Consider the following 21,562-nt stretch of genomic DNA (forward strand, 5'->3'; position numbering starts at 1 on the left):
CAAGTGTCCAATGCTAAAGCACAGGGGACCTTCAAGCTCAGTTGCCACTTTCGAAAAGTAAAGTCTGAACATAGTTCCGGACTTGAGAATAATCGCCGGCAATAGGAGCGAGAACCCAGGCACCTTTATACTTATTTTCATCCTGAGTAGCAACTAATAGTCCTTGGGCACCGTCTAAAACTTCCATTTTAATTGGGATTGTTTCTGCTTCCCTTGCCCAATGATAAAGCCTTTCTAATTCCCAGATCCCTAAGTCTGTGCGTACATGATCTTCAAACGTTTGGTAAAGATTTTTAACTCTTGCCCAGTCGGAGAACGCTGATAAAGAGAAGAATTTTCTTTTTGCAGCTAGTAGAACTTTTTGTTGCCTACGCGACCGGGCAAAGTCACTACCTTCTGGTCCTTCTGCATGGCGGGATCGGACAAACTTCAAAGCTCGTGCCCCATCCATGGTTTGTAAGCCCTCATCAAAGTGAATATGTTCCCAGCGCTCCTCTTCGTTTTCGGCACATTCTTGTCCAGGAATAGGATAGCGGTAGTCATCAAAACCTCTTTCCACATCTATTTCTATCCCACCTAGAATATCAATTGCTTGTTCAAATCCGAGGAAGTTTACTACAGCGTAATAATGAATAGGAACACCTGTTACCCCGCCTACTATTCTAGAGACAAATTCAGCACCATTTGAGCTACTACCCCCATAAGCGTATGCAGCATTTATTTTGCCTGAGTAATAACCTGTTTCTACCCACAAGTCGCGGGGGAGAGAGAGTAAGACAATGTCTTTATCTTTTTTTCCTAAAGAGGCTAGGATTATAGTATCGGTTAGACTTCCGGAACCAGCGTCATCACCGCAGCGCGGATCTATTTCTTCGCGATCATCTACAGCAAGTAGCAAAATGTTTGTTCTCCCATCTGTGCTGGAGAGCTGTTTTGGATTTACAACTTGGGAAAACACTGAAACTGGGGCTAGCAGGTCGGAGAAGCTAAAAGAGAGTGGTGAAATAACCAAGATAAGAACAGTTGCTGCTATTAAAGCTGGTATTGCTAGGAGTTTTAACCACTTCTTTTTGTTTGTGGGTTGTTTTTTTGTATTACCTAGGTCAATATATTGCATAATTTAAAAAGTCCTTGTTAAGTTTACAAGTTAAGTTGTTGTTGGTAAAGTCTAATCAATTCCAAAAAGTCTTCTTCTTCCAGGTATCCAGTAGCAGTGGGAGTGCCAAAAAGACGACGGGGGTAGGCTATTCCTTCCCAGTCAAAACCAAGATTTGTCTTTAGCTTCCATTTCAAATTATAAATCTTAGAACTTAAAGCTTCCAGATTTTCGTGACTCCACCCTAAATTTAGGCTTTCCGAGCACTCAAAAATTTGGGGGAGAGTGTAGAGTCCCCTTAGCCAGGGGCAAGAGGCTAACGAAAGACAAAGAATCCCCTTCTTTTCCTCCGATATAAATTTTTGCACACCCTTCTCATCCGGAATGATATTTCCTAGGTCTAGTAGATGCGCGCCTGTATATTGAATATCAGTTTCGGGAGAGACAGTTTGGGAAAGGATTGTAAAGTAACCATTGAAATAAGGGAGAAGCTCCAAGTTGGAAATAGCCATGGCGTAGTTAGCTTCTTTTCCAGAGGCTGCTTTTGAAACGCCAAAGGATAAGTTTTTTGACCAAGGTTCTTTTCGGTCAACTAAACCCTGGAGCAGTGCTTCTAGGGCATCATTATGGCCGAACTCCCAGTTTTCTTTTTCAACTAGAAATGCTAAACAACTGCCTAGAGAAACAGGGTCTATTCCGAGGTTGAATGCTTTTTCGCAGAGACTTAGGACTGCTTGGGCGCTGGTTATTCCTAGCATAGGGCCTAGGCTTGTGAATGTTGTGTAGTCAGCTGAGAGCGGGTTATCGCTGTGTTCAATAATGTCTTTGCAACTGACAGGACACAAACCACAGGATTCTCTTTCATCGGTGTTTGAAAAAAGAGCTCGTTGTAAATTTAAGTATCCTTCCTTAACTTCGGAAAAGTTTTTTGAAGGTAGTCCGTTCATCTTGGCTTGTAGTAGCCATATTTTTTTGTTTTGTTCTCTTATACCAAAACGGACACCCTCGGGCCGGGGATCGCCTAGAAGAGAAGATAGTTTTTCAGATACCTTTAGGTACTCTTTGTTTTCTGGTGTATTTATTTTGTTTGTGCCAGAAACCATAATTCCTTTCAACTTTTTCTGTCCCCATACTGTGCCCAAACCCATTCGTGAGAAGGAAGAAAGATTGTCCACTGCAACGGATGCAAAGCGGACACCATTTTCGCCGGCAGGACCGATTACAGCTATTGATGCTAGGGGATTCTCTTTACGTAATTTGGCAAAGGAATTCCTTGTGCCTTGTTTCCACAAGCTTGTTTTCTCAAAGTCAACCTCACCCTGGTCTATTTTTAATAGTGTAGGATCACTAGCTTTTCCCTTGACAAATAGTCCGTCTATACCCTGGGCTTTCAAGCGTAGTCCTAAGTCTCCTCCTGCTTTACTTTGACCTAAGTTGTTGGTTTGGGGTGAGACAAAAGAGGCAACTGCTTGGGAGCATCCGGGAAAAAGACCACAGAAAGGTCCTATTGCTAGTACAAAAGGAGCTGTCTGTCTTTTTTTGGGGTAACCGAAGTCTTCAAAGTAGCGGTAGAGGAGTGCTGTGGAAATTCCTACACCTCCAAAGTATTCTTTAAGTTCAGAATGGACCTTAAGTTTAAAAGTTTGTTTGGAAAGGTCAATATGTAGAATTTGGATTGAGTGGTCTTCCATAGTGTAACTGGCAAAAATTACGCCAAAACCTCTAAGCCGGGTAGAGTTCCCTCTGCAAGGAAGGTAAGCATAGCACCCCCACCGGTAGAAATAAAATCTATCCCACTTCTTAGCCTGAAATCCTTAAGAGCAGCTACCGTATCTCCACCACCTACTATAGTTGTTGCATTGGTTTGGGCAAGAAAGTAAGCTAGTTTCTTGGTTCCATGGGCGTAAGGGCTTTTTTCAAATTTACCAAGAGGGCCGTTCCAGACTATAGTTTTCGCATTGGCTAAAATTTCTTTGTAGACCTTTATAGTTTTGGGTCCAATATCAAAATCTTTTTTAGAGTCTGAAGGGAAGACAACGTTTTCCACTCCTCGGAGGTCGTTTTCAAGCATTAGTTTACCTCCAAGAAGAATTTTGTCTGCAATTTTTGAAAATTCGTAGACTAGTGGAACCTTGGTTTCAACCTTAGCCCCACCCATCAGGAATATTAAAGGACGCTTCGGGTTTTCCCGAACTTTTGAAAGAATTTTCACTTCTTTTTCTAGTTGAAAGCCAGCAAAAGAAGGAAGGATTTTAGGCACGTTTGTTATAGATGCGTGTTGGCGGTGGCTAGCTGCGAAGCATTCGTTGACATAAACACTTCCCAACTCTGCTAGATCTTGAGCAAACTCCCTGTTATTTTCTTGTTCCCGGGGGTCAAATCTTAGATTTTCTAATATTAGGACATCGCCGCTATTTAAGCCCTCTACTTTTTTGTTAACCTTAGAGCCAAAAAGTTCATTAGCTTTGTCAACTACTGGAAACCAGTTAGCTAATATTTTAGCTACAGGGTCAAGTTTTAGCTCCTTGACAACTTTACCTTGTGGGCGGTCCAAGTGCCCACAAATAATAATTTTTGCATTTTGCCTAATTAGGTATTCTATGGTTGGTGCAATCATTCTAAGCCTAAAGTCGTCAGTAACTTTGGGTATGCTGCCGGAACCTGTCTTTTTGATTGGGACATCTAGATCTGCGCGAACCAAAACATTTTTACCAGAGATATCTGAACCGCGGATTGATTTCATAGTAGTAATAAGTTTAACATAAGTGAAAATAGAAATTAGCCTACGGATGAAATTAGGATTAGGATAGAGAGGAGGCTGGACCCGCCTGCCGGCAGGCAGGCTTACCTGACAGCAACACAGGCAAGGCAAGCAAGGGACTTGGGAACTCGTAGTACGAGACTGGTGGCTGCTGGTAAGCATTGAGAGCAGGATTCTATGCACTTTTCCGTTGATTATTAGACCCCCTTGTGTTAAGCTAAACTTGGTTATGGCTAAGAATGATAAAGAAAAAAAGGATGGTGCAAAAAAAGCACTAAATACTGCTATTAAGGGAATTGAATCTCAGTTTGGAAAAGGTTCTATAATGAGGCTGGGAGATGCCGGACCTGTAGAAGGGGTAGATGTTATTTCTACTGGTTGTATTTCGTTAGATTTGGCGTTGGGTGTGGGTGGTGTTCCGCGCGGACGTGTTGTGGAAATTTTTGGTCCTGAGGGATGTGGTAAGACAACTTTAGCTCTCCATATTTTAGCAGAGGCTCAAAAGGCGGGAGGGGAAGCGGCTTTTGTAGATGCTGAGCATGCCTTAGATCCGGTATATGCAGGGGAATTGGGAGTAGATGTGGAAGATTTGCTTGTTTCCCAGCCAGATACAGGAGAGCAAGCTTTAGAAATTACAGAAAAACTTGTTCGTTCTGGAGCTTTGGACGTAGTTGTTATTGACTCTGTGGCTGCTTTGGTACCCCGCGCAGAAATTGAGGGTGAAATGGGTGACCAACATGTTGGACTGCAGGCTAGATTGATGAGCCAAGCTCTCCGAAAGTTAGCAGGAGCTATTTCTAAGTCTAAGACTACTGCTATTTTTATCAACCAGCTTCGGATGAAAATTGGTGTTATGTTTGGTAACCCAGAAACAACGCCTGGCGGTAGAGCTCTCAAATTCTATTCCTCTGTGCGGATGGATATGCGATCTAGAGGAAAAATTAGTGAAGGAGACAAAGATATTGGGCGAAAGGTTAGAGTTAAAGTTGTTAAAAATAAAGTTGCGCCACCTTTTAGGACTGCCGAATTTGAAATACTGTATGGTAAAGGTATTTCTGAGGAGGGTGCTTTGCTTAACGTTGCTACTGATATGAATATTATTGAGAGGGCGGGTTCCTGGTATTCTTATGGGGATGAGAAACTTGGGCAAGGCCAGCAAGCTGCTTCAGAATTCCTTAGGGAGAATCCAGAGGTAGCTGCTGAGATTGAAAGAAAGGTTAAGCTAGAAGCAAGAGAGGAAGGTTTGCCTATTGAGGTTGGAAAGGTAGAAGAAAGTGAAGAAGAGAGTTCCTCGTAGCTTGGTTCTAAGTTTGTAGAATACCACCCCAAAATTTTTATATGGCTAAAATTACTGCTGTTGAGCCTCAGAAAAGATCAGGGCGCTATAATATTTATGTGGATGGGGACTTTGTGTTCGGGATTAGCGAGGAGGTTGTGCTTGCTTACAATTTAGAGAGGGGAAAGGATATTTCTCTGGACGAACTGGAGGCTTTGGTTTGTGAGGATAGCGTAGAAAAGCTAGTAGAGAAGGCTTTGCATTTTCTCTCTTACCGCCCCCGTTCAGAACAGGAGATACGGAACAATCTCTGGAAAAATATAAAAAAGAGTAACACAGATTTTAAAGCCGATCCTAAATGGCTTGTTAATAAAGTTATTAAAAAGCTGGAAGGTTTGGATTTGATAGATGACGAGGAATTTTGTGATTGGTGGGTTAATCAGCGGGTGAGGTTTAAGCCACGGGGCAAACTTCTTTTGCGGAAAGAATTGTTTGAGAAGGGAATAAAACCAGAAGTAATGGATAAAGTTCTTGCTAACTATAGTTGCCAAGATGAGGTAGCTTGGGCGCAAAAGCTTTATGAAAAGAAGGAAGCGCGTTATAGAGATTTGGATCCAAATGAACGGAAGGAGAAGATAGCGGCGTTACTCTCCCGTCGGGGTTTTTCTTGGGATGTTATAAGCCAAGTTTTGGATTCAAATATCTAAGTTTAAGCTTTTAATTCTGGGTTACGCAGTTTTTAGCGTTGACGCACTTAGGGCAAATATATTATAGTACTGATTAGTATTTACTGATTGTTTTTTAATTTATGGGAAAAATATCCTTGAAAGGAGGACAATATGACTTTACCCTCATTTCTTCTTGGCTTTATTGCTGCAGGTGCTATTAGCGCCGTTACCTTCTACTTGTTGCAACGAGAAAAGAGCAGACCAAAAGAGGAAGATAAAGTAGGTGCGAAGCGAGCTTCAAAAATCTTGGAAGATGCACATAATCAGGCTGAGAAAATTTTAGAGGATGCGCAGAAGGAAGCCCGCGAGTTAAAAAGTAGTTTGTTACAACAGGAAGAGCGGTTGGAGGAAAAAGAAGAAAGGCTCCGGGAACAAGAAGAAAAATTAAGAGAAAGAGAGCGCGGTTTGCAAAGAGTTAAGGGTAAGATTGAGAAAGATCAGCAAAAACTGGAGCAGGAATTGGAGAAAAGGGCTTCGCTTACTCGTAAGGAGGCAGAGAAGTTATTGCTGAAGAACCTTGAGGAGAGCTTGGTGTCGCAAAAAGCACGGATAATAAAGGAGGCGCAAGAGCAGGCGAAGCTGGAGGCGGAAGAAAAAGCAAAGGAGATCTTGGTTTCTGCAATGGAAAGCGTAGCTACTGAATATGTGCCGGAGGCAACAGTTTCAAAAGTTGAATTACCTAGTGAAAGTATGAAGGGTCGTATAATTGGTAAGGAGGGTAGGAATATCCGTGCTTTTGAACGGGTGGCGGGGGTAGATATTGAGATTGACGAGACACCAAAGGAGGTGCGTATTTCTTCTTTTAATCCAATTCGGAGAGAAATTGCAAAAAGGTCTTTGGAAAAGTTAATTGCTGATGGAAGGATTCAGCCAGCAAGGATTGAGGAAACTGTGGAAAGAGTGCAAAAGGCGCTGGCTCGTGAGTTACGAAAAACAGGGAAGGATCTAGCTTATAAAGCGGGGGTTACTCAGCTCCCGGCAGAGATACTAACCTTATTAGGAAAGTTAAAATATCGTACGTCTTATGGCCAAAACCAGGCTAAACATACACTGGAGGTTGTAAATCTAGGAAAAGCTTTGGCACGGGAAGTTGGTGCTCGCGAGGATCTGGTTGCTAAAGCAACATTGCTCCATGATATTGGAAAGGTAAAGACAGTAGAAGAGGGTGCGGGTTCTCACGTTGAATTAGGTAGAAAAATATTGAAAGCGCACGGGTTTTCTGAGGAAGTAATTCATGCCGCAATGGCACACCATCGGGACGAGGCCTTTCGCAGTTTGGAAGCGGTTTTGGTTTATATTGCAGATGCTATTTCAGGAGCGCGTCCCGGAGCCCGTTTGGAAGATTACGACTCATATATTGAACGCATTGAAAAACTGGAGGAAACTGCCAAAGAGTTTGAAGGTGTAAAAGATTCTTTTGCAATATCTGCAGGGCGGGAGATCCGGGTGTTAGTGGAGCCGGAGCAGATTTCGGATGAAGAAGCGGTGGTACTCGCCCACGAAATTGCGGAAAAAATCGAGAAGGACGCGACCTATCCAGGAACGGTTAAGGTTAATGTAATCAGGGAATTGAGAGCAAGTGATATTGCAAAGTAGTGGTAAAGATGCATGGGAGTATAGTAAAGTAAGGAGGAATCCTAACCTAAAGAAAGATGCGTATTTTGTTTCTTGGTGACATAGTTTCTCGACTAGGCCGCAAGGCAGTAAGGAAATTCTTGCCAAAATTGCGGAAAGCTGATAATGTGGACCTTGCTATAGGTAATGTTGAGAATTTGGCTGGGGGACGGGGTGCAACTAAAGAAACAATAGAGGAAGTGCTTTCGTTCGGGCTAGATTACTGTACTTCTGGGGACCATATTTTTGCTCTAAGCTCTTTTCGTAATCAGATTGATTCGCTTCCGGTTTTACGCCCAGCCAATTATCCTCAGGATGTTCCTGGAAAGGGTTATGCAATTTTGGATCTTGGGTCGCAGCAAATTTTGTTGATTAATTTACTAGGGTTAAGTGTTGGTAGAGAGAACGTAAACTGCCCCTTTAGAGCTGCAGATAAAATCGTCTCTGAAAAGGGTGACCAAGCTGCGGCGATTGTAGTTGATTTTCATTCTGAAAATACTTCAGAGCGCCGTGCCCTTGGCTTTTACTTGGACGGTCGCGTTTCTGCTGTTCTTGGTACTCATTCTCATATTCCGACTGCCGATGCGCAGATTTTGCCCCAAGGAAGTGCTTATGTTAGTGATGTTGGAATGTGCGGGCCTTTAAATTCTGTTTTGGGTGTTGAAAAAGAGATTATTATTGAGCGCTTTAAATACCCATACCACCGTAGGTTCGAATGGGTAAAAAGTGGTCCGGCTAAATTAAACTCTGTACTTATTGATATTGGTAAGGATGGTTTAGCTCAGAAGATAGAGCGCCGCGATAAGTTTTTATTTGAGGAGACTTAAAGATATTAAATGTTTTTTAGAAATAGTCCTCTTTATTTGAAAGGGGGTGATATGAAGTGACTAAGACAGAACTCCGAGAAGCATTAGCATCACGCTTGGATTTTACCAAGGCAGATGCGAAGCGTGCTGTCGACGGCATGCTCGAAATTGTTGAAGAATCCCTTGCTAAGGGTGAAAAAGTTACCCTTACTGGGTTTGGTACTTTCGAGGTTCGCCACCGAAAGGCACGAATGGGGAGGAATCCTCAGACTGGGGCACCTTTGCACATTCCTGCTACTGATTACCCAGCATTCCGTGCTGGTAAAAGTCTTAAGGAAGCAGTGAAGGAGTAATGACCTTGGTGCTTCAAACTTAGTTTTATACTAAGTAAACTAACCCCGACTTGTTCGGGGTTAGTTTTTTAAGTGTTAGAATAGGGTTAACCCCAAACCCGGTTTTTAAGATGAAAGAAAAGAAAAAATATTACATATTTACTTACGGGTGTCAGATGAATGTTGCTGATTCTATTTGGTTAGAAAAAATTTTTAATAAGTGTGGCTATGAGAAAAGCCCTTCCTATAGGGAAGCTGATGTTATTCTAATTAATTCCTGCTCAGTTCGTCAGGCAGCAGAAGATAAGGTATACGGTTTGGCAAAAAAGGTTGAGAAATGTAGAAAAGACGGAAAAAAGCCAGTGGTAATTTTGACCGGTTGTATGGCTGGATCTGCGTTGGGGGAGCGCCAACGAATTCCAGAAGATATTTTGCAGCAACGGATGCCTTGGGTAAACTATTTTGTTGCACCCCAAGAAATTTTTTATCAGCTGCCCGAAATATTGTTATCTGATAAGACTATCTGTAAACAGGTGCAGGATTATTTAGGGCTTCCCGGTTCTGTCATTTTTGAAGATAATGGGGAGAGGAAAGCTTACGTCCCGGTAATGCGCGGCTGCGATAACTTCTGTTCTTACTGTGCAGTTCCATTTGGGCGGGGATCCGAAATTTCTCGTCCCTTGGAAGTTATTATATCGGAAGTAAAAGAGCTTGTGGAGGCCGGTATTACTAGCATAACTCTCTTAGGGCAAAATGTGAATTCCTATGGTAAAAATCTTGAGAACTGGAGTGGTAAGCACCCTTTTTCTGAACTACTTTGGCAGTTGAATTCTTTGGAAGGTTTAGAAGAGCTTTGGTTTATTACGTCCAATCCTTGGGATTTCTCTGATGATTTGATTGATGCTCTCGCTCTTGAAAAAGTTCGCAAGTATTTGCATCTTCCCCTTCAGTCTGGTGATGATGATATTTTGCGAAAAATGAATCGTCCTTACACTGCCAAACAGTATGTTGAGTTGGTAAAAAAGATAAGAGAAAAGGTACCTGATATAAAATTGGGTACAGATATTATTGTTGGGTTTCCGGGGGAGGCAAAGGAACAGTTTGAAAACACAGTGGAAGTAGTAAAGAAGGTTAGTTTTGATGGTGCTTATATTGCTATGTATTCACCGCGACCAGGTACGCTAGCAGCTAAGTTATATTCAGATAATGTTCCTCACAGCGAAAAAAAGAGAAGGCACGCAGTGCTTAGCCGGGTGATAGATGAAAGGTAACCAATTATATCTATGAGTCTATTTTTATTTTATAAAAAGACCTGGTGGTAACATAGTAAGCTAGGTGGTAAGCTAGAATTATGAGTCTAAAGAGCAAGTTTTTAAAATCTTTTAACGCCTTCTCGCTAGGTTTAATGGTTTTTTTTGCCCTCCTTGCTGTAGGAATTTTAGTTTCTTCTACCTCTCTTCCTGGTGATACTACCTACCCCCTGAAGATCAGCTTGGAAAATATGGCAATTTTTGTTTCGCAAATACACTCTCCTACTGAAATGGAGCTTCGCCTAATAGTTTTAAATAGGCGGTATCAAGAGGCTCGTGAGTTGTTGGAGGGAGAGGGGTCTGGGCGGGGTTATAAATATTTTTCCGATGCGGCAGCTGCTACCCAAAGAGCTGTTCTTGGAGTTGAGAATGATCAGCTTCGTGCTCAGTACAGAGAAGCTCTTGCTGAGGACCTCCGTCGTTATAACGCTGAGTTAGAATACCTCATTCAGCAGTTGGAAACCCCTTAAAGACGAAAGGAACTTGTCGGGCCGCTTGCGCCAGGGTTTTTCGCCTTTTGCGGCACCACGCCTGCCGCAAAAGCCTTCTTTGCTCTCTTGTTGTAAGCTGTATAACTGAATAACTATCAGCTCGAATTTTTGAGTTGTTTTTGTTATAATAATAAGGCTTATGCAAGAAAAAGAAGAAGAATTAGACGATTTTAATAGTCCAACTTTGGGGCGTCTTTCAATAACTGGTGTGATGGATCGTATTCGGGAGTTTATGGCTGAGGAACCAAATTATAAGTACCGGTTGATAATTGGTACAGATTCTGCAGGAAGAAATCACTCGGGAGTGGATTACGTTACGGCGCTGGTGGTTCATCGGGTGGGTGGCGGCGGGATTTATTTTTGGAAAAAGCGGTTTGAGCAGGTTAATAGTCTTCGGCAGCGTATTTACCGCGAAGCATCTATTTCTTTAGATTTTGCCCAAGAGGTTTTAGATGTTTTGCAGGGTGATGGGTTTTTGGATTTTGATTTTGAAATTCACGTTGATATTGGCAAGGAGGGGGAGACCCGGGCAATGATTAGCGAGGTGGTGGGAATGATTCGTGGCAGCGGTTTTACGTGTAGGACAAAGCCAGATTCTTATGGTGCTTCTTCGGTTGCTGACCGTCACGCCTCCTAAGGCTTTGGTCGGTTTTGGTAATTGGTAGTCCAGCTGTTAGAACTTTTTCTACATTTAGTAGTAGCGGAAGATGAAAAATAGAAATCATAAAACTGTTGTAATTTGCGGTCCAACTGCCACAGGAAAGACCTCTTTGGGGATGAGGCTCTGCAATTCGCCAGCTTGCGGATTTGATGGAGAAATTATTTCTGTTGATTCTCGGCAGGTTTATAAGGGTATGGAAATCGGAACTGGGAAAAAAATAGTGAGCGATCGTTATAATGTGACAAAAGAAGATGGTTATTGGGATGTTGAGGATAAGAGAAGTGGAGAAGTGATAAGAATTCATCTTTATAATTTTATTCGACCTTCTGAGAAGATAAATGCGGTGCAGTTTGCGCACGTAGCTGCTTCACGGATGGAGAGAGTATGGGCTCGAGGCAAAGTACCATTTTTGGTTGGCGGTGCTGGATTGTATTTGGAAATTCTCTTGGGCAAAGTGGAGGTTGCGAAGGTCCCTCCCAACCCAGAGTTGCGGGAAGAGCTGGAGAGCTTGTCCAATGAGGAATTATATGAGATTTTAAAAGAAGTCGATCCTACGCGAGCAAAGACTATAGATAAAAATAGTCCCCATCGTTTAATGCGTGCTATAGAAATAGCAGAGGAGGGTGGGCAAGAAGGCGCGGGGGCTGTGGAACTTCTTCCTGAGGATACCGAGGTTTTGTGGATAGGTTTAAATGCTCCTCGTGATTTCTTATATGAAAAAATTGATAAAAGAGTTGATAGGATGATAGAACAGGGTCTTTTGGAGGAGGTTCAGGATTTGGTTCAAACATATGGTTGGGATTGTCCTGCTGCAGATTCTATTGGATACAAAGAGTTTAAAGCCTATTTTGAGGGAGAAGCCGATCTCGAGGACCGCGTGCAGAGGGTGAAGTTTAATACACATGCATATGCCCGTCGTCAGTTAACCTGGTTTCGAAGAAATAGAAAGATAACGTGGTTTGATATAACAAAGGAAGGCTTTGAACAAAGGGCAGAGAGAATGGTAAAATCGTACTTGGAAGAGAGTATACGGTAGATATGCAATGGAAATACAATAGATAAATAATTGTGTATCCATAGATTATCTATTGTATACCTATTGATTATCTATGTCCTCTGAAATTCGTATAACAACTAAAGCAATTCTAACTACGCTTTTACTCCTTTTTGGAGTATGGCTATTTATTCAGCTTAAGGGAGTTTTCCTAGTTATTTTTGTTGGAGCCCTCTTAGCCTTGGCGTTGGACCCTTTGGTTGATTGGCTTGTGCAACGCGGCTTGCGGAGGGACGTAGCAGTTTTTCTTGTTGTAATTTTCCTTTTAGCTTTTTTCCTTGGTTTTGGTGCATTGGGAATATCGCCCTTAGTAGAGCAAACCACGCGTTTTATTCAGCAACTCCCACGCCTTTTGGAACAGGCAACACAGGTGCCTGGTTCACCTGAGTATCTCCAACGGTGGGGTGAGCAAATTGGAGAGCAGTTAGGTGCACTTTCTACTGATGTTCTTCGTGTAACCTGGGGCGCTTTTTCTGGAGCATTTTCTGTAACTTCGGCTTTGGTTTTTACTGTTTATATTCTCTTAGATTTAGAAAATCTTAAGCAGTTATTGAAGTCGCTTCTCAGAAAAGCTGATCATAGTGAAGCAGACAATATTATCAATGAAATTGAGAGTTGCTTGGGAGCCTGGTTGCGCGGGGAGGTTTTTCTTATGTTTATTATTGGAGGTTTTACCTATGTTGGTCTTTCCCTGCTTAATGTTCGTTATGCACTGCCAGTAGCACTTATTGCCGGTCTTCTTGAAATTGTACCTATTATTGGACCTATTGTTTCTATTTTCCCAGCTGCGGTAGTAGGTTTTTCTACGTCTCTTTGGGCTGGGTTCGGTGCAGTAGCAGTAGTTATCCTTGTTCAGCAGTTGGAAAATCATGTTATTGTTCCACGAGTAATGAAAAGTGTGGTAGGTTTTAATCCTCTGGTGACCATGATCCTCCTTTTGGCAGGGGGTAAATTATTTGGAATTGTGGGTGCTTTTTTTGCTATTCCTACTGCGCTTGTGGTAGAAATACTTCTTAAACATTTCCTTGATTTATAATTTAGTAGTAGGTAGCTAGTAATAAGTATTAAGTATTGGGATAGCTAATTTACTACAAATATGTTACGGATAAGATAAGAAATTAGGATAGTTAATTTATGCGAATTAGGATAAGTTGCCGCAGCTACCTATTATGTGGCAATTCCATAATATAGTTTATGGTAATACCGCAAGTGATATGGGTAGCATCTTTCTATTTCTTTTCTGAATTTTTATAATGTAGACATATGAAAGATAAATGTGTAGAAGAGCTGCTCCAACGTGTAAGAAAAATCCATAGTGACTGCTACCAATTAATAAGCCGAACATTAGGAAAGGATTTGCCAGTTGCAGGTAATATTGGGGTATTTTGTCAATCGGAGGAAGAATACGAGAAGTTTGAAGAAGTACGAAAAGGGCTAATAAAGCCCTCGGGTAATTCCAAGCGGAAGTATTTTAAGCTGAAGGAACCAGTCGTTATAGAAGCTGGTTCCGATACTCCAAAAGCTATTTATAGGTATTTATATGTTCGGAAACCAGAAACCACTCCTTTTGGGAGTTACTTGGGGGATATAGATTTTGTTATGGAGCCAGGAGAATATAAAATTTTTAGGGACTCCGTGGTAGCGGGTAAGGTAAGGGGAACAAAGCTGTTCGACCGTCCCGGTTGGGATACAGTGCAAATTACAGACCCGGAAATCAGTTCGGTAGCATTTGTAAGTACAAAAGAGTTTGCTGAGAAGGTTAGAGTTAGGTCTAATTAGAAATTTCAACGGGAATATGGTCCTCTTTTGTCCAGCCGGGTTCTGAATATATTTCGGCCCAACACTCTTCGCCATCACGGCTTTTTGCCCAATGAACTTTACCCGGCTCTACCATGTATTTATCCCCTGGTTCTAAAATTATAGTTTCGTCTTCCACATATAATTCAAGAGTACCGGAAATGACAGTGTAGTAGTTAGTTGTTTTTAGGTGTTTGTGTGGTTTGCTGGAGATAATTACTTCAATTGCCCTGTCGTATTCTGGATGTTTTTCCGTTGGCTCAATTTCGCAGGCAAAATGCTTGCCGCGACCGTCAAGGTCAAAAGCCTTCTTCCCTGGATATTTGGTTCTCAGTTGGTTTAATATTCGTTTGGACCTCTGTTCTTTTGTTTCTTTTTTCATTTTAAAGTCTTTAACTTTTGTAATTTTAACACAAGTGAGGCGTATAAGCCCTGTTTTTTGTGGGTAATTTTTATGAAACTGCTCGACATTCGTCGTCTATTTTCGTAAAACACTTCGCAAAGTTTTGGGTAGCAAGATTTGTGTCTTTATGTTATAATAATGGTGCTTAGGAAGATGGCAAACGCGGTGATGCGGAGCATCACCTACGGATTCTCGCTGATTAGGAAAGACCTGATTAGCGCTGATAGCTTTGGGGATAAAAAAACCCGTTAAAGCAAATCGGCGAAAATCAGGCTTAAATCGGTGTTTATCTGTAAGTGGCGCTCCGCGCCACTGAGGAAAGTCCAGACTGCACAGAGCAAGGGGTTGGGGCGCAAGCTCCAGCTAGTGATAGCCGGTGTTTCTAGCCCGAAAGGGCGAGAAAACAGGTAGTGAATTAACACTGCCTGAGAGCAACAGAAACGATCTTCCAGCTAAACCGTTAACAAGTGACTATTTTTGACACTTGGGTATGTTGGAAGCTGAAACGGGCAATCCCACCCGCAGCAATCCACGATGTACCGCTTGAGCTTGCTCGGCAATTGTCGGTACGAAGATGGAGCGCAACGCCGTGAACCTGAAAGGATGAGCCCTTTGTGGTTTATCCCAACGCGGTTCATGGCAGATAGATGTTTGCTAAAACAGAATCTGGCTTACTCTCTTCCTAAGCAATAAGACTACTCCTAAGCAATAAGACTACGCTTCGCGTAGTCTTTTTTTGTGCTATGATGAGTTTAGAATGCTTGCCAAAGTCTTTTCTGGGGCAACGGTAGGGTTGGAGAGTGTGCTGGTAGAAGTTGAGGTTGATATTCAAAAAAGAGGGTTACCTGCTTTTAAAGTTGTTGGGTTACCAGATAAAGCTGTGGAGGAGGCTCGGGAAAGAGTTCGTTCTGCCCTTATAAATTCGGGAGCTAATTTCCCAAATTATAAAATAACAGTTAACTTAGCTCCAGCTGATTTGCCTAAGAAGGGTCCTTCCTATGACTTGCCGCTAGCTTTGGGTATACTCCTTGCTTCTAATCAATTGCAGGCAGATATCTCAAACTCTTTTACTATTGGGGAACTTTCTTTGGATGGTTCAGTGCGCCATGTTCCCGGTGTCTTACCTCTGGTGCTTACGGCTAGAGATGAGGGTTTTGATTGTGTTTTTCTTCCAGCAGAAGATGCAGCAGAGGCAGCAGTAATTTCCGGTATTAACATAATTCCTGTAAAGACTATAAATGAACTTTTCTACCATTTGCGTGGGCTAGAGGAGATTGACCCTTGGCCTTCCATAGATATATCTAAACTGGTAAGAGAGACAAGCAATTACGAGTATGATTTTGCTTATATTAGAGGGCAAGAGTCTGCGAAAAGAGCGCTAGAAATTGCAGCTGCTGGTGGTCATAATGTTTTAATGTCTGGGCCCCCAGGGTCGGGTAAAACTCTTTTAGCTAGAGCTTTCCCTTCTATTTTGCCAAGGATGACGGAGAGTGAGGCTTTGGAGGTTACTAAAATTTACTCTATTGCTGGTGAGCTTCCGCGGAAAAGACCTCTGATTTGTCAGCGCCCTTTCCGCTCGCCGCACCATACTACCTCTCGAGTTGGGCTTATTGGAGGTGGCAATATTCCTAGTCCGGGGGAGATTTCTTTGGCACATCGAGGAGTTCTTTTCTTGGATGAGTTACCAGAATTTCCTAGACATGTTTTGGAAAGCTTGCGTCAGCCGCTGGAGGACGGCGTGGTTACCATTTCTCGGGCTCGCGCTACTTCGGTTTTTCCTGCCCGGTTTGTTTTATTGACGGCACAAAACCCATGCCCTTGCGGTTTTTACGGGTGTCCAGACCGCGTTTGTACTTGTACTCATTCTGAAGTGCGGCGTTACAAAAAGAAGGTATCTGGTCCACTTTTAGATAGAATTGATTTTTATGTTGAGGTTCCCCGAGTTAAGACTAAGAAGCTTTTTTCAAAGGAGGCTGGTGCAGGGGAACCATCGTCTCTTATTCGGGAAAGAGTTCAAATTGCACGCGAGCGCCAGTTATCTAGGTACGAAGGTACTGATATTAAATCCAATTCAGAAATGGGTTCCAAAGTAATTCAAAAGTATTGTCCCCTTGAATCTGAAAGCGAATCTGTACTTAGGCACGCAGTTTCTCAGAAGAGGCTTTCTGCGCGTGCTTACCACAAAGTATTAAAAATCTCGCGAACTATAGCAGACTTGGATGGAACAGAGAAAATAGAACCACAGCAAGTTGCTGAAGCTTTGAATTATCGGCACCGGAGGACCAGGGAGTTGATGGCTGCTGGCTAGAAAGGTATGCTGTCCTCGTCAATATCTTCGTTAGCAGCTTCCGGTTGTGGTTGTTGATTAGGAGCAGTACCCTTTTCTTTGGTTGAATCCCCCTTATTTCTTGGAATAACAAAGTCTTGGACTTGAACTTCGGTTGCGTATCTCTTACGATCGTCGTCGCCCTCCCAACTGCGAGTTTGCAATCTACCTTCGACGTAAAGGTAATCTCCCTTAGAAATTTGTTCATCAATTATTTCTGCTTGTCGCCCCCAAAATACACAAGTTGTAAATTGCGGAACATCTACCCACTCCTCGTCTTTTTGGTAAGAATAAGAGGTTGCAATTCTTAAGTTTAATACAGCTCTTCCCGAAGGGGTGTAGCGCAAATTAGGATCGTTTGCAGCTCTACCTAGTAGTGTTACTCGATTGATATAAAAAGCCATAAAGTATCACCTCCTTGTCTTTGTAATTTTATTTAAGCATTTAGCATTGAAAATGTACAGTTAATTTTTTTAGGAGAAAGTAAAATAGGCTTTAGCGTGAGCATTTTTTGGTGTGGTAGCCATCTGTGATTCTGAAAGCTGTGTATTTAGCTAATTAGTTTTTCTGTAATAGGGAACCAATAGGACTGGGTAATGGCAAGGCTGCTAATAATGGTGAGGATTAATACTGTTATTAGAATTGCTTTTTTAAGGTCTTCTTGTACGTAAGAAAAGGAATCATCCTCCTCTCCACTGATTGCGTAACCTTCTTTTTTAGTTTGGTTTTCTTGTACTGTACTCTTTTCCTTTTTGGGGACAGGACTCTTACTCTTCTTAAGTTGGGCACGGAGTATTTCTACTTGGCGGCGTAAATCTTTTACTTCTTGGTTGTTGTCAGACATGGTAAAAATATTATAACACGAGTGAGCTAGTTGACATTTTTCAAAGGTCTTGCTAGTTTGAAAATGATGAACCCAAATTTTATTCAGACTCTATGGCAACCCCCTGTTGTTCTAGGTGTTTTGGGTCTTATTTTGGCTTGGGTTTTGGTCCTTACCCTTCTTTATTGGCGTGCTGTACGTCACTACCATCGCTTGACCAAAGAGGTGGAGGGGGTAAACTTACAAAAGATTTTGGAGGAATACTTGAAGTGGGCGGGGGAAAATACGGAGAACATAAAGCAGCTTTCTGATCGTTTGGATAGGATTCAACAAGACGCTAAGTTTCATTTTCAAAAAGTTGGTTTAGTCCGATTTAATCCTTTTGAAGATGCAGGAGGGAACCAATCATTTGCTCTTGCTCTTTTGGATGATGAAAATACAGGAATTGTAATTTCTTCTTTGCATGGGCGTGACGTGACGAGGATGTACGGTAAACCAGTGAAGGAGGGCTTGGAAGCTGGCTACGAGTTTTCGGAAGAGGAGAAAGAAGCTATTAAGAAGGCTGTCGGATCTTAGCACTAGTTTAGTATTTGATTGAGTGTTGAGTAAGGAATAGTTGTTATCTAACAATTGATAATGAGCAAGATTAAGGAATTTAAAATTAGAGTACAAGTTTGGTGGGAAAACTTGGGTGAGAATGCAAGGTATTTAGTAATGGGCTTGGGTGGGGCTTTGGGTTTGGTAGTGGTTGCAGCTGTTTTGTATGCTGGAGTTTCCTTTCTCCGAGGGCAGGGGTATAAATTTATAAGCCCCTTAGATTCAAGAAAATCTTCTGAAGAGGATGTACATAGACCTTTTGCTGAGGGTGACCGAACAGAACCCGCACCCATAAATGGTGTTCTTTACACTAAGGCAGCTGCAGATATTTTTATGAATCGGCGTCCGTTAGCAATTATGATTAATAACCATCCTGATGCTCGTCCTCAGTTTGGCTTGTCAAAGGCAGATCTGATTTATGAGGCGGTAGCGGAAGGTGGTATAACCCGTCTTTTAGCCTTTTTTCATGCTTGGGATGTAGATAAAATTGGTCCAGTGCGCTCAGCAAGGGTTTACTACGAGGATTGGGCGGCAGAATTTAATTCTTGGTACGCTCATTGGGGTGGTGCTTATATGGATGCAGATGATAAAGCTAACCAAAATAATCTTAATTATGATTTTACTTGCCATCCACAAGCAGATTCTTACGCAAAAATTAATAGGATTAACTTGCCTTCTTTGGATCAGATGTGGCTAGGTACTACTGCATATTGGCGGGATAATGGTCGGGGTGTGGCATCAGAACATACTGGGTATACTTCAACACTTAAACTTTGGCAAGAAGCTCCAAATAGGTATCCTGGTTGGGAAGGGTACGAAAAGTTTGAGCAGTGGGAGTTTAAGGATGATAATCCTGCCCAGGCTCCCACTGCATCGCAGGTAGAATTTAATTTTTGGGATATTCCATCTTTTGCTGTTAGGTGGGAGTATATACCTGAAGAAAATGCTTACCGGCGTTACCAAGGTGGTGAGTTGCAGGTTGATGCAGGAACAGATAACGCTCCCTTAACTGCTAAGAATATTATTTTGCAATTTACCAGAGAAACTTCTTTTAATGATCAGAAAAAGCATCTTAATTATGAAACAGTTGGTTCAGGAAATGCACGAGTATTTCTTGATGGCAGAGAGATTCAAGCAACTTGGGAAAAGGGCGCGATTCGTGAGCGGACGAAATTTTATGATGAGCAGGGTAATGAGCTTGAGTTTAACCGCGGTCAGATTTGGGTAGAAGTGGTGCCAATGCGCAATATGGGTAATGTGAAAGTTAGTTAAGGCTTTTTGTACCTTAACGAGTGCGATTTTATTGTTAAGTATAGTGGAGTGTGGTAAAGATTTGTTACGCTTTATTTTATTTTTTTAACTTCTTAGCTACATTTAACTATACTTAATAGGCTGTATGGTTTCCAGCCTTGTTATGTTAGAGAATCTTTTTACTTCCCAGGTTCGTATTGATATGTTAAAACTCCTTCTCTCAGATGCGGGAGAAGAATATTATGTGCGGGAAATTACAAGAGCAGTTGGTACAGAGATAAATGCTGTCCGGCGTGAGCTTAAGAATTTGGAAAGTTTACGGTTAGTAAAAAAGTGGCAACGGGGTAACCGTCTTTACTACAAGGTTGTAACTGATCATCCTCTCTATGATCCTTTGTTGGCTTTAATTTCACACGAAGCTGGGTTAGGTGGTCTTATTGTTAAGCACAAGAGAAAGCTGGGTAATGTCAAGTATGCATTTATAGCTAAAGCGTTGCCGAGAGGGAGAGTAGCGGAAGAGGGGGATGTGGATCTTGTATTGGTGGGGGATATTAATGTGGAAGTTCTTAAGCAGTATATTCGCAAGGCTGAAAAGGAACATAATCATGAAATTAATTATATGATACTTTCTGAGACAGAGTTCAACGCCTTGAAATCCCGAAAAGACACGTTTATTAATAAAGTTTTAACTATGCCACGAATAATGCTTTTAGGCGACGAAGAAGAGATGGTAGAGTAGCTTGACCCTAGGTTTTTTTTTTTTGCAGGAGTTTGGTAATACTGGCAAGAACCTCTTTTAGTTTTGTCCTTCCTTTCTTTTTATACTATAATAGCTTTAGTATGACCCAGAAAATTATTAAGACAGGGAACAGTGCTGCAGTCACAATTCCCGCAGAGTTCCTAGAGGCATTGTGTTTAAAAATAGGAGATTCTGCCGAAGCTAAGGTAGATTTTGAACAAGGGACCATAACTTATAAATTTCCAGATGGTCGCCAGCTACCTTTGGAGGGGGCAGATGTTGCTGGCTGTACTCAATCAGAGAAAGAGAGGGAGGCGGATAAGGAATGAGAGAAAAGACTAGGTGGTTTTTGGTGGGGATAATTTTCCTAACCCTTTTATGCATTCGAATTAATCTTCCTAAAATTCCAATCCAAATAGATACAGGTCCAATTAAATTTACTACCGAAATTGGGGGACCTATTTCCTTTTTTGGCTTTTTCAGTGATTTTGAAATTAAGAAAGGGTTAGATATTCAAGGAGGTATTCGTGTTGTTTTGGAAGCAGATATGGCAGAGATTCCTAGCGACCGTCGGGAAGCAGCTATGAAGTCGGCAAAAGAAGTTGTGGAGAGAAGGGTTGATCTTTTTGGTGTTACTGAACCCAATATTCAAACTTCTAGAAGTGGTAATTCCTGGAGAATAATTGTTGAACTGCCCGGTGTTACAGATACAGGGCAGGCGTTAAGTCTTATTGGTGAAACAGCGCAATTGGATTTTCGGCGTCCTGTTTATCAAGATGTTGAGGAATCTTCTGCTAATCAAGGGGAAGATTTAGGAGAGTTGTCAGAGCAATTGGTAGGTTTTGAGAAGACTGAACTTACTGGCGGCAATTTAAAAAACGCCGAAGTTAGTTTTAATCAACAGACTGGCGAAGCTCAGGTAGCGATTGAATTTGATGAAGAAGGAGCAGAAAGGTTTGAGCAGTTGACAGGAGAACTAATAGATGAGCCCTTGGCTATATTTTTAGATGACCAACCAATTAGCGCACCTCGCGTTCAGGAGAAAATTAGCCAAGGTAAGGCTGTAATTAGTGGTCAGTTTTCCTTGGATGAAGCTCAGAAATTAGCAATTCAACTTAATGCAGGGGCGCTTCCAGTTCCTCTTGAGATTGTGGAGCAAACTGAGATTGGGGCAACTCTAGGGCAATCTTCAGTGCGTAAAAGTGTGGTAGCAGGTGTGGTTGGACTTTGTATGGTAGGGATCTTTATGCTTTTGTATTACGGGAAGCTAGGAATCCTTGCTGACTTGGCTTTGGCAGAGTATGGATTAATAAGTCTGGCTATTTTTAGAATTTTTCCAATAACCTTGACAATGGCTGGGATTGCTGGGTTTATATTATCTATTGGAATGGCAGTAGATTCCGAAATAATAACTTTTGAGCGGATTCGGAAAGAACTGCGCAGAGGCACGCCAAAGAACATTGCGCTTGAGAAAGGATTTGTTAGTGCTTTAGATGC

23 protein-coding genes are annotated in these 21,562 nt (G+C 42.0%); 17 read left to right on the forward strand and 6 right to left on the reverse strand.

Going from position 1 to position 21,562, the window contains the following annotated elements; translation table 11 throughout:
• Positions 1–37: 37 nt before the first annotated feature.
• Genes U9M98_00760 through pgk form a run of 3 tightly spaced genes read right to left on the reverse strand, consistent with a single transcriptional unit; the run spans position 38 to position 3,839 of the window.
• A complete protein-coding gene (locus U9M98_00760) occupies positions 38–1,117 on the reverse strand; it encodes an LCP family protein (GenBank protein MEA2020249.1) in 1,080 nt (359 codons plus the stop codon).
• Between the two features lie 23 nt (positions 1,118–1,140).
• A complete protein-coding gene (locus U9M98_00765) occupies positions 1,141–2,787 on the reverse strand; it encodes an aldehyde ferredoxin oxidoreductase N-terminal domain-containing protein (protein ID MEA2020250.1) in 1,647 nt (548 codons plus the stop codon).
• Between the two features lie 17 nt (positions 2,788–2,804).
• Positions 2,805–3,839: a phosphoglycerate kinase gene (gene pgk / locus U9M98_00770; protein MEA2020251.1), complete on the reverse strand. Its 1,035-nt coding sequence runs from the start codon at positions 3,837–3,839 to the stop codon at positions 2,805–2,807.
• Between the two features lie 247 nt (positions 3,840–4,086).
• Between pgk and recA the strand changes: the two genes are divergently transcribed.
• The 11 genes from recA to U9M98_00825 all read left to right on the forward strand — a co-directional run bounded on the left by recA (position 4,087) and on the right by U9M98_00825 (position 13,908).
• Positions 4,087–5,154, forward strand: coding sequence for a recombinase RecA (recA, locus tag U9M98_00775; GenBank protein ID MEA2020252.1), 1,068 nt, complete (start codon positions 4,087–4,089; stop codon positions 5,152–5,154).
• Positions 5,155–5,195: 41 nt separating this feature from the next.
• Positions 5,196–5,840: a RecX family transcriptional regulator gene (locus tag U9M98_00780; GenBank protein ID MEA2020253.1), complete on the forward strand. Its 645-nt coding sequence runs from the start codon at positions 5,196–5,198 to the stop codon at positions 5,838–5,840.
• Positions 5,841–5,972: 132 nt separating this feature from the next.
• The gene (gene rny / locus U9M98_00785; protein ID MEA2020254.1) at positions 5,973–7,457 is read left to right on the forward strand and encodes a ribonuclease Y; all 1,485 of its coding nucleotides are present in this window, start codon (positions 5,973–5,975) and stop codon (positions 7,455–7,457) included.
• Positions 7,458–7,513: 56 nt separating this feature from the next.
• On the forward strand, positions 7,514–8,302 hold the full coding sequence (locus U9M98_00790; protein MEA2020255.1) for a TIGR00282 family metallophosphoesterase: 789 nt from the start codon (positions 7,514–7,516) through the stop codon (positions 8,300–8,302).
• Between the two features lie 56 nt (positions 8,303–8,358).
• Positions 8,359–8,634, forward strand: a complete 276-nt coding sequence (locus U9M98_00795) for an HU family DNA-binding protein (protein MEA2020256.1) — start codon at positions 8,359–8,361, stop codon at positions 8,632–8,634.
• 110 nt (positions 8,635–8,744) lie between these two features.
• Positions 8,745–9,884 (forward strand): tRNA (N6-isopentenyl adenosine(37)-C2)-methylthiotransferase MiaB, encoded by a 1,140-nt coding sequence (gene miaB / locus U9M98_00800; protein MEA2020257.1) that lies wholly within the window; start codon positions 8,745–8,747, stop codon positions 9,882–9,884.
• 80 nt (positions 9,885–9,964) lie between these two features.
• Positions 9,965–10,393, forward strand: a complete 429-nt coding sequence (locus U9M98_00805) for a hypothetical protein (protein MEA2020258.1) — start codon at positions 9,965–9,967, stop codon at positions 10,391–10,393.
• Between the two features lie 160 nt (positions 10,394–10,553).
• Positions 10,554–11,051, forward strand: coding sequence for a ribonuclease H-like YkuK family protein (locus U9M98_00810; protein ID MEA2020259.1), 498 nt, complete (start codon positions 10,554–10,556; stop codon positions 11,049–11,051).
• Positions 11,052–11,121: 70 nt separating this feature from the next.
• The gene (miaA, locus tag U9M98_00815; protein MEA2020260.1) at positions 11,122–12,111 is read left to right on the forward strand and encodes a tRNA (adenosine(37)-N6)-dimethylallyltransferase MiaA; all 990 of its coding nucleotides are present in this window, start codon (positions 11,122–11,124) and stop codon (positions 12,109–12,111) included.
• A gap of 73 nt (positions 12,112–12,184) precedes the next feature.
• The gene (locus U9M98_00820) at positions 12,185–13,165 is read left to right on the forward strand and encodes an AI-2E family transporter (GenBank protein ID MEA2020261.1); all 981 of its coding nucleotides are present in this window, start codon (positions 12,185–12,187) and stop codon (positions 13,163–13,165) included.
• 227 nt (positions 13,166–13,392) lie between these two features.
• A complete protein-coding gene (locus tag U9M98_00825) occupies positions 13,393–13,908 on the forward strand; it encodes a hypothetical protein (GenBank protein MEA2020262.1) in 516 nt (171 codons plus the stop codon).
• Here U9M98_00825 and U9M98_00830 read toward each other — a convergent pair.
• The gene (locus tag U9M98_00830; protein ID MEA2020263.1) at positions 13,901–14,308 is read right to left on the reverse strand and encodes a cupin domain-containing protein; all 408 of its coding nucleotides are present in this window, start codon (positions 14,306–14,308) and stop codon (positions 13,901–13,903) included. The two genes, U9M98_00825 and U9M98_00830, sit on opposite strands and share 8 nt — an antisense overlap.
• 778 nt (positions 14,309–15,086) lie before the next feature.
• Between U9M98_00830 and U9M98_00835 the strand changes: the two genes are divergently transcribed.
• The gene (locus U9M98_00835; GenBank protein MEA2020264.1) at positions 15,087–16,637 is read left to right on the forward strand and encodes a YifB family Mg chelatase-like AAA ATPase; all 1,551 of its coding nucleotides are present in this window, start codon (positions 15,087–15,089) and stop codon (positions 16,635–16,637) included.
• Here U9M98_00835 and ssb read toward each other — a convergent pair.
• Both ssb and U9M98_00845 read right to left on the reverse strand, forming a co-directional pair.
• Positions 16,634–17,059 carry a single-stranded DNA-binding protein gene (gene ssb, locus U9M98_00840; protein ID MEA2020265.1) on the reverse strand — a complete coding sequence of 142 codons (426 nt, stop codon included), beginning with the start codon at positions 17,057–17,059 and terminating at the stop codon, positions 16,634–16,636. The two genes, U9M98_00835 and ssb, sit on opposite strands and share 4 nt — an antisense overlap.
• A gap of 146 nt (positions 17,060–17,205) precedes the next feature.
• Entirely contained in the window at positions 17,206–17,499 is a 294-nt protein-coding gene (locus tag U9M98_00845) for a hypothetical protein (GenBank protein MEA2020266.1), read from the reverse strand.
• Positions 17,500–17,562: 63 nt separating this feature from the next.
• Here U9M98_00845 and U9M98_00850 point away from each other — a divergent pair, with 63 nt between their 5' ends.
• The 5 genes from U9M98_00850 to secD form a co-directional block, all read left to right on the forward strand.
• Positions 17,563–18,054 carry a DUF4446 family protein gene (locus tag U9M98_00850; GenBank protein ID MEA2020267.1) on the forward strand — a complete coding sequence of 164 codons (492 nt, stop codon included), beginning with the start codon at positions 17,563–17,565 and terminating at the stop codon, positions 18,052–18,054.
• Between the two features lie 60 nt (positions 18,055–18,114).
• Positions 18,115–19,347 (forward strand): DUF3048 domain-containing protein, encoded by a 1,233-nt coding sequence (locus U9M98_00855; protein ID MEA2020268.1) that lies wholly within the window; start codon positions 18,115–18,117, stop codon positions 19,345–19,347.
• Between the two features lie 142 nt (positions 19,348–19,489).
• Positions 19,490–20,065, forward strand: a complete 576-nt coding sequence (locus U9M98_00860; protein ID MEA2020269.1) for a helix-turn-helix domain-containing protein — start codon at positions 19,490–19,492, stop codon at positions 20,063–20,065.
• A gap of 101 nt (positions 20,066–20,166) precedes the next feature.
• On the forward strand, positions 20,167–20,394 hold the full coding sequence (locus U9M98_00865; protein MEA2020270.1) for an AbrB/MazE/SpoVT family DNA-binding domain-containing protein: 228 nt from the start codon (positions 20,167–20,169) through the stop codon (positions 20,392–20,394).
• The coding region (gene secD / locus U9M98_00870) for a protein translocase subunit SecD (GenBank protein MEA2020271.1) at positions 20,391–21,562 on the forward strand (1,172 nt) is incomplete at its 3' end. The genes U9M98_00865 and secD, both read left to right, overlap by 4 nt.

Source organism: Patescibacteria group bacterium (assembly GCA_034659915.1).
Taxonomy (GTDB): Bacteria; Patescibacteriota; WWE3; order JAUXAW01; family JAYEID01; genus JAYEID01.

Bases quoted from the DNA above. Each gene is read 5' to 3' on its own strand.
- U9M98_00760 (MEA2020249.1), bottom strand. From the start codon at position 1,117: ATGCAATATATTGACCTAGGTAATACAAAAAAACAACCCACAAACAAA.
- U9M98_00765 (MEA2020250.1), bottom strand. From the start codon at position 2,787: ATGGAAGACCACTCAATCCAAATTCTACATATTGACCTTTCCAAACAA.
- pgk (MEA2020251.1), bottom strand. From the start codon at position 3,839: ATGAAATCAATCCGCGGTTCAGATATCTCTGGTAAAAATGTTTTGGTT.
- recA (MEA2020252.1), top strand. From the start codon at position 4,087: ATGGCTAAGAATGATAAAGAAAAAAAGGATGGTGCAAAAAAAGCACTA.
- U9M98_00780 (MEA2020253.1), top strand. From the start codon at position 5,196: ATGGCTAAAATTACTGCTGTTGAGCCTCAGAAAAGATCAGGGCGCTAT.
- rny (MEA2020254.1), top strand. From the start codon at position 5,973: ATGACTTTACCCTCATTTCTTCTTGGCTTTATTGCTGCAGGTGCTATT.
- U9M98_00790 (MEA2020255.1), top strand. From the start codon at position 7,514: ATGCGTATTTTGTTTCTTGGTGACATAGTTTCTCGACTAGGCCGCAAG.
- miaB (MEA2020257.1), top strand. From the start codon at position 8,745: ATGAAAGAAAAGAAAAAATATTACATATTTACTTACGGGTGTCAGATG.
- U9M98_00805 (MEA2020258.1), top strand. From the start codon at position 9,965: ATGAGTCTAAAGAGCAAGTTTTTAAAATCTTTTAACGCCTTCTCGCTA.
- U9M98_00810 (MEA2020259.1), top strand. From the start codon at position 10,554: ATGCAAGAAAAAGAAGAAGAATTAGACGATTTTAATAGTCCAACTTTG.
- miaA (MEA2020260.1), top strand. From the start codon at position 11,122: ATGAAAAATAGAAATCATAAAACTGTTGTAATTTGCGGTCCAACTGCC.
- U9M98_00820 (MEA2020261.1), top strand. From the start codon at position 12,185: ATGTCCTCTGAAATTCGTATAACAACTAAAGCAATTCTAACTACGCTT.
- U9M98_00825 (MEA2020262.1), top strand. From the start codon at position 13,393: ATGAAAGATAAATGTGTAGAAGAGCTGCTCCAACGTGTAAGAAAAATC.
- U9M98_00830 (MEA2020263.1), bottom strand. From the start codon at position 14,308: ATGAAAAAAGAAACAAAAGAACAGAGGTCCAAACGAATATTAAACCAA.
- U9M98_00835 (MEA2020264.1), top strand. From the start codon at position 15,087: ATGCTTGCCAAAGTCTTTTCTGGGGCAACGGTAGGGTTGGAGAGTGTG.
- ssb (MEA2020265.1), bottom strand. From the start codon at position 17,059: ATGGCTTTTTATATCAATCGAGTAACACTACTAGGTAGAGCTGCAAAC.
- U9M98_00845 (MEA2020266.1), bottom strand. From the start codon at position 17,499: ATGTCTGACAACAACCAAGAAGTAAAAGATTTACGCCGCCAAGTAGAA.
- U9M98_00850 (MEA2020267.1), top strand. From the start codon at position 17,563: ATGATGAACCCAAATTTTATTCAGACTCTATGGCAACCCCCTGTTGTT.
- U9M98_00855 (MEA2020268.1), top strand. From the start codon at position 18,115: ATGAGCAAGATTAAGGAATTTAAAATTAGAGTACAAGTTTGGTGGGAA.
- U9M98_00860 (MEA2020269.1), top strand. From the start codon at position 19,490: ATGTTAGAGAATCTTTTTACTTCCCAGGTTCGTATTGATATGTTAAAA.
- U9M98_00865 (MEA2020270.1), top strand. From the start codon at position 20,167: ATGACCCAGAAAATTATTAAGACAGGGAACAGTGCTGCAGTCACAATT.